8 protein-coding genes and 1 pseudogene are annotated in these 12893 nt (G+C 63.2%); 4 read left to right on the top strand and 5 right to left on the bottom strand.

All coding sequences use genetic code 11. From position 1 onward, the window contains the following. The first annotated feature begins 12 nt into the window (after positions 1-12). Positions 13-1218 (top strand): annotated as a pseudogene (locus B5F90_RS09350) (glycosyl hydrolase). Between the two features lie 155 nt (positions 1219-1373). Here the strand turns inward: B5F90_RS09350 and B5F90_RS09345 are convergent. After that, complete coding sequence (locus tag B5F90_RS09345) at positions 1374-2558, bottom strand: MFS transporter (protein WP_087362540.1); 1185 nt, start codon at positions 2556-2558, stop codon at positions 1374-1376. A gap of 232 nt (positions 2559-2790) precedes the next feature. Between B5F90_RS09345 and B5F90_RS09340 the strand changes: the two genes are divergently transcribed. Continuing rightward, positions 2791-3768, top strand: coding sequence for a dihydroorotate dehydrogenase-like protein (locus B5F90_RS09340; RefSeq protein WP_087362539.1), 978 nt, complete (start codon positions 2791-2793; stop codon positions 3766-3768). Between the two features lie 246 nt (positions 3769-4014). Next, entirely contained in the window at positions 4015-5106 is a 1092-nt protein-coding gene (locus B5F90_RS09335; RefSeq protein WP_087362538.1) for a choloylglycine hydrolase family protein, read from the top strand. A gap of 193 nt (positions 5107-5299) precedes the next feature. On the opposite strand, the gene B5F90_RS11010 is transcribed toward B5F90_RS09335, so the two are convergent. The 4 genes from B5F90_RS11010 to B5F90_RS09315 form a co-directional block, all read right to left on the bottom strand. Then, positions 5300-7186: a BACON domain-containing carbohydrate-binding protein gene (locus tag B5F90_RS11010; RefSeq protein ID WP_087362537.1), complete on the bottom strand. Its 1887-nt coding sequence runs from the start codon at positions 7184-7186 to the stop codon at positions 5300-5302. A gap of 110 nt (positions 7187-7296) precedes the next feature. Then, on the bottom strand, positions 7297-8451 hold the full coding sequence (locus B5F90_RS11005) for a hypothetical protein (protein WP_162607772.1): 1155 nt from the start codon (positions 8449-8451) through the stop codon (positions 7297-7299). A gap of 663 nt (positions 8452-9114) precedes the next feature. Next, complete coding sequence (locus B5F90_RS09320; protein ID WP_143256155.1) at positions 9115-10341, bottom strand: membrane-binding protein; 1227 nt, start codon at positions 10339-10341, stop codon at positions 9115-9117. Between the two features lie 260 nt (positions 10342-10601). Beyond that, a complete protein-coding gene (locus B5F90_RS09315; protein ID WP_087362535.1) occupies positions 10602-11561 on the bottom strand; it encodes a phosphoribosylaminoimidazolesuccinocarboxamide synthase in 960 nt (319 codons plus the stop codon). A gap of 300 nt (positions 11562-11861) precedes the next feature. Here B5F90_RS09315 and B5F90_RS09310 point away from each other — a divergent pair, with 300 nt between their 5' ends. Then, positions 11862-12491, top strand: coding sequence for a flavodoxin family protein (locus tag B5F90_RS09310; RefSeq protein ID WP_087362534.1), 630 nt, complete (start codon positions 11862-11864; stop codon positions 12489-12491). Positions 12492-12893 lie beyond the last annotated feature (402 nt).

Here is a 12893-nt window from a genome sequence, read left to right as displayed (position 1 = left end):
TCCCTGAACGACATGAAATTGAAATTCTCGCTCCTGCTCGCATGCGCCTCCATGGCCATTTCGACGGCCGTCGGTTGCACCGATGAACCCGAGACGCCGAACCGGACGCCGACGGGCTATCCCGAAGGTCCCAAGACGATGGTCGACCCCGCCGCATCGGCCATCACGCGGACGCTCTACGAAAACCTCTTCGTGCTGGCCGAGCGCGGCACGATGTTCGGCCGCCAGATTCCCACACTCTACGGTCTGGACAACAACCAGAAGTGGTATGCCGGTGAGCGGACCGACCTCTCGGATACCAAGTATCTGACGGGCAGCCATCCGGCCGTCTGCGGCTGGGAGCTCTCGAACCTCGAGTTCGGACTGGATGCCAACATCGACGGCGATGTCTTTGACGACGTGCGCAAGCACATCATCGCCGCCTTCGAGCGCGGCGGAATCAACACCCTTTCGTGGCACTGCGCCAACCCGGTGACCGACGGCAATGCGTGGGATGTTACGCGTGCCGTCTACACCATCATCCCGGGCGGTGCGAACCACGAGAAGTTCAAGGGTTGGCTCGACCGCATAGCCGACTTCATCGGCAGCCTCAAGTCCTCCGACGGTGAGCTCATTCCGGTGATTTTCCGCCCCTGGCACGAGCATTCGGGTTCGGGCTTCTGGTGAGGCAAGGGCAACGCCTCGGCCGACGAGTTCATCGCCCTGTGGCAGTTCACCATCACCTATCTGCGCGACGTGAAGGGGCTGCACAACATCATCTGGGCCTATTCGCCCGACATGATTCACATCAATTCGCGCGATGCCTACCTCGAGTACTGGCCCGGCGACGAGTGGGTCGACATCCTGGGACTCGACGCCTATGACCGCGACGGCGAGGACTACGGCCACAAGGGGCTGCAGATGGTTCGCCTGATGAAGAACATCGCCTACACGAAGAACAAGCCGCTGGCGTTGACCGAGACGGGTCTGGAGAACAACAGCCCCGAGGATTCGGACTATTTCAACAAGAAGTGGTGGACGCAGATGCTCTACAAGGTCATCGAGGGGCAGCCCGTCAGCTTCGTGCTCGTATGGCGCAACGGCGACTTCCCGCGCAACGGCGGCCACTACTTCGGCGCCTTCCGCGGATGCTACTCCGAGGAGGATTTCCTCGACTTCGCGGCCAAGAAGCAGGTGCTGCTGGAGAACGACCTTCCCGACATGTACTCGCCGTTGTAGCGAGCGGCCCGACGATGTCGGCATCGGCGGAGCGAACGTGGCTGTTGCGTTCGCTCCGCCTTTTTTGTCCCGTGCATGGGATATGGCGGGCGGTCGCGCCGCTTTTCAGCGGCGGGAAGGGATGCGGTCGGGACGGCAGAGGGGTTGTTGCCGGGCTATTGCTGCGGCCGCTTCGGCGTGAGGGTGGTGAGCAGTGAACCGAAGGCCAGCACGGCGCCGGCCGCCACCACGCCCGGCCAGCCCCAGCGGCTCCACGCCAGCCCCGAGAGGAGTGTGCCGAAGGCGCCGCCGATGAAGTAGATGCTCATGAAGAGCGTGTTGATGCGGTTCGAGGCCTGCGGCTCGAGTTCGAACAGCGGGGCCTGGTTGCAGAGCTGGATGCCCTGCATGCCGATGTCAATCAGCACGATGCCCGCCACGATGGCCGCATAGCTCCCGGCGCCCGCGCCGAAGAGCCCCCAGGCGGCAAGCTGCAGCAGCGCCCCGACGGCGCTCAGGCGGCGGACGCCGTAGCGCGGGATGTAGACCCCCACGTGCGAGGCGGTGACGGCCCCTGCGATGCCGCAGAGCCCCAGCAGCCCCACCACGTCGCTGCCGGCGTGGAACGGAGCCCCGGCCATCTTGAAGGCGAGCGACGCCCAGAAGCACATGAACGACCCGAAGGCCAGTGCGGCGCGCAGCGCATGGAGCCGCAGCGCGGCGTAGCGGCTGAAGAGCGTGGCCAGCGAGCGCATCAGCGCGCCGTATCCCCCCGTGAAGTTGCGCGGCGTGTCGGGAAGCACGCGCAGGATGACCAGCGCCGAGAGAACCATAAGCCCCGCGGCGATGCAGTACATCTCGCGCCAGCCGAGCACCTCGCCCACCGCACCGCTCACTACGCGCGAGGCGAGGATGCCGCTGAGCAGTCCCGAGAGGATGATGCCCACGTTGCGGGCCTTGTCGGCCGGCCGGGAGTACTGGGCGGCGAAGGGGATGAAGATGTGGGGCATGACCGAGCAGAGCCCCGTCAGGAAGGAGAAGAGGTGGATGGTGCGGATGTCGCGGGCGGCGGCGATGGCGAGCAGCGAGAGGACCAGCACCGAGAAGTTGACCAGCACGATGCGGCGGCGGCTCACCAGGTCGGCCAGCGGAATGATGAAGAAGAGCCCCAGGGCGTAGCCTCCCTGGGTGTAGAGGGCGATGTGGTTGGCCTCGAGCGTCGTGGTGTGGAGCTCCGTGCGGAGCATCTCCAGCAGCGGCTGGTTGTAGTAGAGGTTGGCGACGGAGACGCCGGCAATGACGGCCAGCGTCAGAAGCAGGCTGCGCGGAAATCCGGCACCCTCTCGAAGCATTGCAGGCATGACGATAATCGGTTTGGGCGGCCCAAAGGTACGAATAAAAACGCGAAAACGCGCCGCTTCGCACCGCGCGGCCGTTGCGGTGCGCCGCCCGGTCGGATTTCCGCTCCGAAGGGGCAAACGGGCGATTTTCACGCTTTTTCTTGGCCGTTAGCGACTTTCTTCCTATATTCGCTGTGTTTTCGCAGCGTGCGGAACAGACAGATTCGGTCAACAATACAAACACATAACGATTATGAAAACCAAATACCTGGGACTGGAGCTCTCCAGTCCGGTCATCGTCGGCAGCTCGCCCTATACCTCCACCGTGTCGGGGCTGGTGCGCTGCGCCGAGAATGGCGCCGGCGCCGCCGTCCTGAAGTCGATTTTCGAGGAGCAGATTCTCCACCACGCCGCCTCGCTGGGGCGTCAGTCCGAGTCCTACTACGGCGATGCGGAGCTCTATCTGCAGCGCTACCTGGGTGACAACTACAAGGCGGAGTTCCTCCAGCTGCTCTCCGACGCCCGCGCCAAGTGCTCGATGCCGCTCATCGCCAGCATCAACTGCGTGGGTCTCGACGGCGAGTGGGTCGACTACGCCACGCTGATGGCCCAGGCCGGCGCTTCGGCCCTCGAGCTGAACATCTTCCTCCAGCCGACCGACATCCACACCTCGTCGCAGGAGCTTGAGCGCCGCTATGCCGAAATCGCCGGCAAGGTGGCCTCGGCCGTCCGGGTGCCCGTCTCGGTGAAGCTCTCGATGCGCTTCACCAACCTCTTTGCGGTGGCCGACTCGCTGGAGGCCCGCGGCGTGAAGGGCGTCGTGCTCTTCAACCGCTTCTTCGAGCCCGACATCGACGTCGAGCGGATGCAGTTCATCGAGAGCTCGCCCTACAGCGAGCCTTCGGAGCTGCGCAACGTGCTGCGTACGGCGGCCATCTGCTCGACGGTGCTCCCCAAGCTCGACCTTTCGGTCTCGACGGGCGTGCACGACGGTGAGGCGGTGGTCAAGGCGCTGCTCTGCGGCGCCCGGAGCGTGCAGGTATGCTCGGCGCTCCACCGCGGCGGCTACGAGGTGGTGGCCCGCATGAACGAATACCTCGACGCGTGGGCTTCGCGTCACGGCTTCTCCTCGCTCGAGGAGTTCCGCGGCCGGCTCAAGTTCGGCGACGACACGGCAGCCATGGCGCAGCGCGTGCAGTACATGAAGTATTTCCCCGCTTCGGCCGAATAGGCGGAGCCGGGTCACTTTTCCCGATTGAACGGGGGCTCCGCACGGCGGGGTCCCCGTTTGTTTGCGGGAAGACCGTTCGTTCCCTCTCCCGGGCAGGGTTGGCGCCGGCAGCCGCGGTGCGGAAAAATGTTGCCGTCGTGCCTTGGACCGGCAATCGGGGCCCGACTCTTGCAGGAGGCAAGAACAATGCGGAGGTCCGACGGGCCCCCGCAGCGAGTAGTGAAACCTGATAAGATAGTTCAGCTTATGGAAAAGAGACTTTTCTGGAGCCTTGCGGCCGGGGGGCTGCTCCTTGCGGCGGGGCTCGGCGCCCTGCGGGCCGAGGCCTGCACGGGCATCACGCTGCGGGCCGCCGACGGGTCGCAGGTGGTCGCGCGCACCATCGAGTGGGGCGGCAGCGACCTCAACAGCCGCTATGTGGTCACCCCGCGCGGCTATGCCCAGCACTCGTTTGCCCCCGACGGCGGTACGGGCATGTCGTTCACGGCCCGTTACGGCTACGTCGGACTGGCCGTCGAGCGGCCGGAGTTCGTTGCCGAGGGGCTCAACGAGGAGGGGCTCTCGGCCGGCCTCTTCTACTTCCCCGGCTACGGGCGCTACGTCGACTTCGACGCCGCGCAGCGCGACGTGACAATCGCCGACCTGCAGGTCGTTCCCTGGATTCTGGGGAGCTGCCGCACGCTCGATGAGGTGCGGCAGGCCGTCGCCCGCGTACGGATTGTCTCCGTCTATCCCGGGGCGTCGACCGTCCACTGGCGCTTTACGGACCCTTCGGGCAGTCAGCTGGTGCTGGAGATTGTCGACGGACAGGCGCACTTCTACGAGAACCGGCTCGGGGTGTTGACCAATTCGCCCGGCTTCGAGTGGCAGATGACCAACCTCTGCAACTACGTCAACCTGCACGGCGGTTCGGCCCCCGGGCAGTCACTCGACTCCGTGGCGCTGGCCCCCTTCGGGGCGGGCAGCGGCATGCTGGGGCTGCCGGGCGACGTCACTCCGCCGTCGCGCTTCGTGCGGGCGGCCTTCTACCAGGCCACGGCGCCCCGTCAGGCGACGGGTGAGGCGGCCGTGCGCTGCTGCTTCCAGATTCTCAACAACTTCGATATCCCCATCGGAGTCGAATTCGCGGCCGGGCAGCAGCCGACCGACATCCCCAGCGCCACACAGTGGACCGCGGCGGCCGACCTGACCCACTGCCGGCTCTACTACCGGACGATGTACGACAGCGCCATCCGCTGCTTCGACCTGACGGATATCGACTTCGCGCGGGTGAAGTACCGCTCCGAGCCGCTCGACCGTGTCCGCGAGCAGCCCGTAACGCCCGTTCGGGTGCGGTGACCGGGTGTGCGGTGACCGGGTGTGCGGTAACCGGGTAAGGTGACCGGCCGAGCTTCGGTTGCATCCCGCCGTGCTTCTGCCTGTACCGTTGCGTCCCGTTGCGGAGCCGTGCCTGCGAACCGGCCCGAAACGAAGAGGAAGGTCTCCTGTTGCAGGAGACCTCCCTCTTTCTTTGTTGCGTTGCGCGATGCGGCTATCTCTTGTACCTGGATATCCGCTGTGCGGAGCCCGGAGCCTTTGCGCTGCGCTCCCTGAGGCGGTCGAGCGGTCGCACCGACGGTCCCTGCTCCCGAACGCCGATGTGCGGAGCCCGGAGCAGGCTGCGCGTCATGGCCGATGCGCTGTAATAGGAGTAATCGGCCGTCGAGATGGTTCCGCTCCAGCTTCCGTCCCAGGCATATCCCTGGTCGTCGACAAAGTCGAACGAGAGGGTGTAGCTTCCGTCGCCGTTGTTGGTGATGTCGAGGTTGCCCGACATGGCGGGGGCATAGGCATATACGTAGCCCTCCGAGTCGAAGTCGCCGACGTAGATGGTTCCACCCAGTCCGCCGTCGCTGCTCACCATGCCGCGAAGATATTCGCCCGGTGCGGGGTAGTCGTTGTCCGCTGCGGTGTAGGTGCCCGAAGTGATGCCGCCGTCGAAGCTGCCCTCCCCGGCTACCAGGTCGATGAGCAGGCCGTCGGGACCCGTCGTGGGCAGGATGGAGATGGTCCAGTTTCCACCGCCGGTGCCGTAGTAGTCCCCGTAGAAGGAGGCTTCGGCCGTTGCCCCATCGAGGTCGAGCGTGTAGTCGCCCGTGAGGGTGGAGACGGCGTCGCCCGTCTCGCCGGACGAGTCGGTCAGAGCGATGGAGCCCGTGTAGCTGGCCGTTACGTTGCACCCTTCGGCGGTGACCAGGTCGCACGTTACCGTGTAGCTGTCGCCTCCGCCCGTGATGGTCATGCTTCCCGAGGCGATGAGTCCCGTCTGGATGCTTACGTCGTCCTTGAAGTAGAGGGCATAGCTTCCGTCGGGGATTCCGTAGTAGCTCGAACCCGGCTGCAGCGTCATGGAGCCTCCTCCGTCGGATACGGTGTAGGTCCCGGCGACGGGCTCTCCCGTGTCGTTGACAGGCATGAAGGCGTTGAGCGTCAGTGTGGTTCCCGGGGCCGTGACGGAACCCGACGCCATGTCGCTCATCTCGATGAGAAGCTCCATCAGTTCACCGTCGCTGCCCTCGTAGGTTGCCGAGCAGGAGGTGGCCTTCAGGTCGATGTCCTCGTAGATGGTGTCGCTCGCGTAGGATGCCGGGCCTTTGTATACGACGTGGTGGGTATTGCCCTCGAGGTCCGTCAGGAAGGCCTCGAGAAGCAGCGTCTCACCTTCGTACGAGACAACCATCCGTCCCTCGGTGAATTCGGCGTCGTGTATGGTATTGCCCTGGTCGTCGACCTGCATGAATTTCGAGTAGTCCGACGAGAAGGTCATCTCGGCGGTCGCTCCGGATGCCCCCGGCCTGTACTCGCCGGCCGGAAGTGCGATGCCGGTGCCGGCCTGGGGAGCCGGACCGTAGGTGTCGAACAGATAGTAGGTGCCGCCGTTCTGCGCGTAGCCGTCCGGGGTGAACTCCTTGTCGGAAATCCAGATGTACCAGTTGTGTTCGCCGTTGCTTCCGAAATCGTCTCCGTAGTAGGTCCCCGTGAAGATATCCAGCGTGAGGTCGAAGTCATACTGCTCCGAAGCCGTTGTGGCATCCTGCACGGCGGTGATGCGGGCCTCGACGCTCTTCCCCTGGCCGTAGGTGTAGGTCAGCGTCAGCGTCTGGCTGCGGCTCTGGTCGCTTTCGTTGGCGTCGGCCGTGAAGGTGAGCTGGCCGGCCTGGTCGCAGTCGAAGTCGTGTATCCACTCTTCGGCCGACGTGGCGGAGAGGAGACCTCCCTGTACGGGATTCACGATTTCATAGGCCAGCGTGACGGTTCCACCCTCGGCCGGAATGGTCTGCGGGGTCTGTGCTCCGACCTCGATTTCGGGGGCGTCGGTCGGCTGTTCCGTCGTTCCCGAGTCATCGTTCTTGCAGCCTGTCAGCAGCGCGGCGGACATTGCAATCAGTAAGAGATACTTTTTTATAGGCTTGTGGGTATTTGTGGGTATTCGTATCTGTGGTATCGGGTCGACGGAGCGCGGTCGTGTGTATCGGTGCCGGTTCGAATCTAATCCTTGCGCCGGGCGTCGATTTTGCGGTCCTGCTCCCGGGCGCCGTAGAGGGTGCTGTGCTGCGAGCCGTCCTTCGCGCGGTAAATCTGGGGCTGGGGCGACTCCTTGGCCCCCACGTTGACGGCGAAGATGCAGAGGCCGACCAGCACCGCCATGATGATAATCTGCAGGATAATCTTGAAGATGACCACCGCCAGCATCACGGCCGAGATGATGAGTCCCAGCAGATAGACGATGCTGAAGAGCGTGATGAGGATGCCGTTCGAGCGGCCGAAGGTGGCGATGTTCTTCCGTGCGCCGCGGCCGATGAGCAGTGCCGAGACGGCAACGGGAATCAGCAGCGAGAGGAGGTCGGCCACGAAGCCCGTGAAGCCCGCGAGCTGGAAGAGCAGCATGGCCACCACCAGCATCGGCAGCAGCAGTCCGATGGCCCACGCTACGGGACGGAGCGAGATGCGCGGCTCGTCGCCCTCTTCGGTGCGACGGCCGTCGAAGAGCAGCCGCGCATAGAGCCGGATGCTGTAGTACTGCATCAGCACGACCACCACGAAGGGGATGGCACGCCACAGAGCGCCCCAGAAGCCCCATAGCTCGTCGTCGCACCACCAGGCCATGTCGGACCCCAGGACGATGAAGGCGGCCACCTCGAGCAGCGAGGCTGCAGCCAGACAGAGCGGAAGCGCCTTGAGTGCCACCGAGCGGAGGGCGCGGCTGCGCTGGCCGAGCAGTCCGAGCAGCGTGCCGGCCACCACCAGCAGCACGATGGCCAGGTAGGGGGCCGAACTGGCGAAGAGGTGGGCCAGCGGCGAATGCCGGCGGACAATCTTTTTCGGAAGGGGGTTGGCCACGTCGGGGGCGTTGTCGCTGCTGAAGAGGACAGAACCCGGCATGACGCGGTAGTGGACACCGTCCATATCGAAGACCAGACGCCCCTCGTCCATCTCGACCAGGTCGAAGGTGTAGCCGTCGGGCAGCGTGGCGAAGGAGTAGGGCTGGTACTCGGTCCATCCGCTTTCGGCCCGCACGACGCGGACCACCTTGACCGAATCGGTGAAGAGCGGGTCGATTTCGAACCGTTGGGCCGTGGCCCGTTCGGGCATCAGTGCGAGCAAAAGAGCCGCAAGGAGCAACAGAGTGTTGAGGTGTTTCATGGGATGAGGGTTTTGTGGGTTAACAATCTCCCGGCGTCGGTTCTGCAGCCCCGTGAGGCGTTGCCGGGGGTGTGGTTCTTTGCACTTTGCGACGCGGCCCGTTCCGTTCCGTTCTGTCCGTTCAGCCGGTCCCGTCCGTTCCGTCCTGTTCTGCCCGTTCATCCGGTTCCGTCCCGCTCGGCCGCCGGGTGTTATTTGCCCTGCGTCGCCGCGCTGCGGACCGGACACTGCCTCCGACATTCACACGCTTCCGTCACTTCATTTCACCTCATTCACTCTTCATCGCTCTCGCTCGGTCTCTTGCACTTCGGGCGTTTTTCAGGCGCCCGGCTCTTTGTCGTTTTTGTTGCTTGCTCTCTTTCTCTCTTGTGGCTGGCTTGTCCCTTCCCGCCTGTGAACTTCATCGCTCTGGAATGCTGCCGTTTTCGTCGTGCCGACCTGTTTCGGCAGCACGCTTTCGTCCCGGTTCGACCGGCGGAAGGGAGGGTCGCGTCGTTGGTAAGATAGGAAAACTTTCCGTTTTATCCAAATTGTTGTCCATTTTTCTCCTCGGGACAGGCGCACACCCTCCCGGCGGAGCCGATGTCCGTCGGGTTCGCGACCACCTTTCCGCCCGGGCGAAAGGGCCCTGCCGTGGGAGAGTTGTAGCGGTGATGACGTCGGTTATCTGGGGAAGGTGCTTTTCCGGTCGAAGCCCCATTCATAGATGTATTGAGCCCCTTCGATGTCGATGATGAAATAGACGCGCGTTCCCCGTTCCCAGTCAACATGGACGAATCCGGTGACGGTCTCGCCGGGTTGAATGGTGTTTCGCTTGAGATAGCCCATGCGTTTGACGTTCTGCTCCTGCTCCATCGCCAGCCCGAAGTTTGCCACGCGCTCGGCCGAAGCCATCGAAGCCATCGAGGCTGCAGCGGGGCTGTAGCTTCTTGTCGTGTAGGTGGAGAATCCGCCGTCGGAGCTGTAGCCCGTCGTGTAGGAGGTCGAGTACCCGGCTCCGGCTGTGGCGAGACCCTCGCTCAGCCCCACCAGCACGGCCGCCCAGGTCTGGTGCCGGTTGACCTTCTTCAGATATTCGTCGCACGACCAGACCTTCAGCGTGCGGATGGAATCGGGTGCGGCGTTGTCGTCCATCGAAAAGGAGGTGATGTCCCGCTCGGGGATAAAGTCAATCGGGGTGAGCGAATTGTTGGTGATGGACAGCTCGATGCGGTGCCATTTGCCGTAGTCCCGGACGACGGAGTTGGAGAGGGCGACCGTGATACCGTTCTTGAAGTAGAACTGCCAGGGCCTTCCGTCGTGGTAGCTGACGGCTCGTTCGGTAATTTGCGGCGACTCCATAATCTGGGAGTTGTCCGCCCGTGAAAACTTGAGCGTATTGCCCTGGCTGTCGGCCAGCAGGTAGTAGTCGTGGAGCGGCTGCCCGGCGTTGTACTCCTCGATGCGGCAGATGCCGTCGTCGAGGTGGGTGCGGCGCAGCCCCGTCTCGGCCCCCGCCACGTAGAAGCGCTCCTCGCGCAGTCCGCCCTCCTCGTCGTAGAGGAGGTATTCGCCGTCGAGCAGCCCGTTGGCATAGTGAAGCCGTTCGTGCACATGGCCGTTGCGGTAGTAGGTGGTGTTTTCACCGTCGAAGCGGCTGCGGGCATCGTCGAGCGAGTCGATGGTCCGGAAATATCCCTCCCGACGCAGTTCGCCCGTCGGGTAGAAATCCCTGAATTCACGGCGGGCAAGCGTATCGGCCGGATAGCGGGCAATGCGCAGATAGTCGGCAAAAAGTCGGTTGCCGGTGGCGATTCCGTTGCGGTCGTAGTAGAGTGAGTCGATGCGCTCCTGGGCGCAAACAAAGCTGCCGGCAAGGCTCAGCAGCAGAAGCAGCAGGGTCGATTTCATGGTTTGTAACGGCGGAGCCACATTCGGTTGTGGGGGCAGAAGCGCTCCGCAAATATCAGCAAGGTTCAACATCCGCTCCGCGTTTGCCGGCCGTGTGGCCGGGATGGAGCTCAATTTATTCTAAAGGTACGAAAAAACGGGGATATGGAACCCTTTCGGCCGCATAAATTTTCGGACGATGCGGGCGGGGCGAAACGACGAGAGCGGCATCCCTGTTGCAGAGGGTGCCGCTCTCGCGTTGTAGTGTGGTGTCGGGACGCCTATTGGCGCAGGCTCTTCAGGCACTCCGAAACGTTCTTCTCGATGCGCTGCAGGATGCTCTGCGCGTCGGCCGCCTCGGCCTTGACGAACTTCTCGCCGGTGATGTGCTCGTAGAGCTCCACGTAGCGGTCGGTGATGCCCGCCACAATCTCCGGAGTCATCTCGGGAACCCGCTGCCCCTGCTGACCCTGGAAACCGTTGGCCATGAGCCATTCGCGGACGAACTCCTTCGACAGCTGGCGCTGGCGCTCGCCCCGTGCAAGGCGCTCCTCGTATCCCTCGGCGTAGAAGTAGCGCGACGAGTCGGGCGTGTGGATTTCGTCCATGAGGTAGATGACGCCGTCCTTCTTGCCGAACTCATACTTCGTGTCGACGAGAATCAGCCCCATTTTTGCAGCAATCTCGCTGCCGCGGCGGTAGATGGCGCGCGTGTAGCGCTCCAGCTGCTCGTAATCCTCGCGGCTTACGAGTCCCGACGCGATAATCTCCTCCTTCGAGATATCCTCGTCGTGGCCCTCGGCGGCCTTCGAGGTCGGGGTGATAATCGGCTCGGGGAACTTCTGGTTCTCGACCATGCCGTCGGGCATCTCCACGCCGCAGATGGTCCGCTTGCCGGCCTTGTACTCGCGCCATGCGTGGCCCGAGAGGTAGCCGCGGATGACCATCTCCACCTTGAACGGCTCGCACTTGCGGCCGACGGTGACCATCGGGTCGGGCACGGCCAGCTTCCAGTTCGGGAGGATGTCGGCGGTGGCGTCGAGGAACTTGGCGGCAATCTGGTTCAGAACCTGGCCCTTGTAGGGAATGCCCTCGGGCAGGACGACGTCGAAGGCCGAGATGCGGTCGGTGACCACCATGACCAGGTACTTGTCGTCGATGTCGTAGACGTCGCGGACTTTTCCCGTATACTTGCTCTTCTGTCCTTCGAAGGTGAAATCGGTGCGAGTGATAGCGTTCATTGTGTTTGAGGTTTTTTCCGCTGCAAAGATAGCACTTTTGCGCGAAGTTCGGTTGCAGCGGCCCGAATATGTTGCCATTTGGCGTCGCCGGGCGGCAGCTCCGTTGGCGGCGGGCGGCGCGGCCCGTGCTTTCGGTGTTGCGGAGAGCTTTGACCGGTTGCCGGGGAAGCTACACTGAAAAATTTTTCGCTGCTTGCACAAGCGGCGGCGTTGACGTACCTTTGGAAATGAACGGCGAAGGGGCCTGCCGTCCGATGCGGAATGCGGCGCGGTCCCGCGCGTGAATTAAAACGAACGAAGATGAAGGTATTGCTTGTCAACGGCAGCCCCAACCGTGAGGGCTGCACCCATACGGCCCTGAGCGAGGTGGCCGCCACGCTGCAGAAGAACGGAATCGAGACCGAGATGCTCTATCTGGGCAAGAAGCCCCTGGCGGGCTGCATCGCCTGCGGCAACTGCCTCAAGACGGGGCACTGCTTCCGCGACGACGTGGTGCAGGAGATTCAGGCACGGCTGGAGGAGTTCGACGGTCTGGTCATCGGCTCTCCGGTCTATTACAGCGGCCCGACCGGGCAGCTTATCTCCTTCCTCAACCGGCTCTTCTATGCGACGGAGGGGCGCATGGCGGGCAAGGTCGGCGCTGCGGTTGTCTCGTGCCGCCGGGGCGGCGCCTCGGCCACCTTCGAGCAGCTCAACCAGTATTTCACCATCTGCAGCATGCCCATCGTCTCGTCGCAGTACTGGAATTCGGTCCACGGCTTTACGCCCGACGATGTGCGCAAGGACCGCGAGGGGCTGCAGACGATGCGCGTGCTGGGGCAGAACATGGCGTGGCTGCTCCGCTGCATCGAGAGCGGACGCCGCAACGGCATCGAGAAGCCGCACTACGAGCCGCGTCTGCGCACCCACTTCATCCAGGACAAGTATTGACCCGCGGCGGCGGGCGGGCGTGGCGACGCGGCTGTCTGCGGGCGTTACGCGCGTTCGTGTAAGTCGCTGGCGAATAATCTGTTAAGTCGGGGTGCCAGTGTGCGGCGCTTCGGCTTGACTGTTTGTTTTCTTTGCGGTATTTTGCCGAACAATTGGCCGGCAGAAGGAGGTTTCGTTACTTTTCGATGCAGAAAAGCGTTGTAACTAGTTAATTTTATGTTAGTTAGGGACAGTCGTTTAATACCGTCATTATGAGTCAATCGGCAGACTGTCCCGGTAATTTTTCCGATCGAACTCATCTTTTTTTTATATTTTCGGCTCCGTTTCGGAGCCCCTTTTTTCATTTTTGGACCCAACTGGAGCCAATACTCCAGTGAAAGGGCCGTTTCTCACTCACCTCGA

The organism is Alistipes sp. An31A, assembly GCF_002159425.1.
In the GTDB taxonomy this organism is placed as follows: Bacteria; Bacteroidota; Bacteroidia; order Bacteroidales; family Rikenellaceae; genus Alistipes; species Alistipes excrementigallinarum.
The sequence above is the reverse complement of the archived record's forward strand: the minus strand, read 5'-3'. Positions and strand labels throughout refer to the sequence as shown.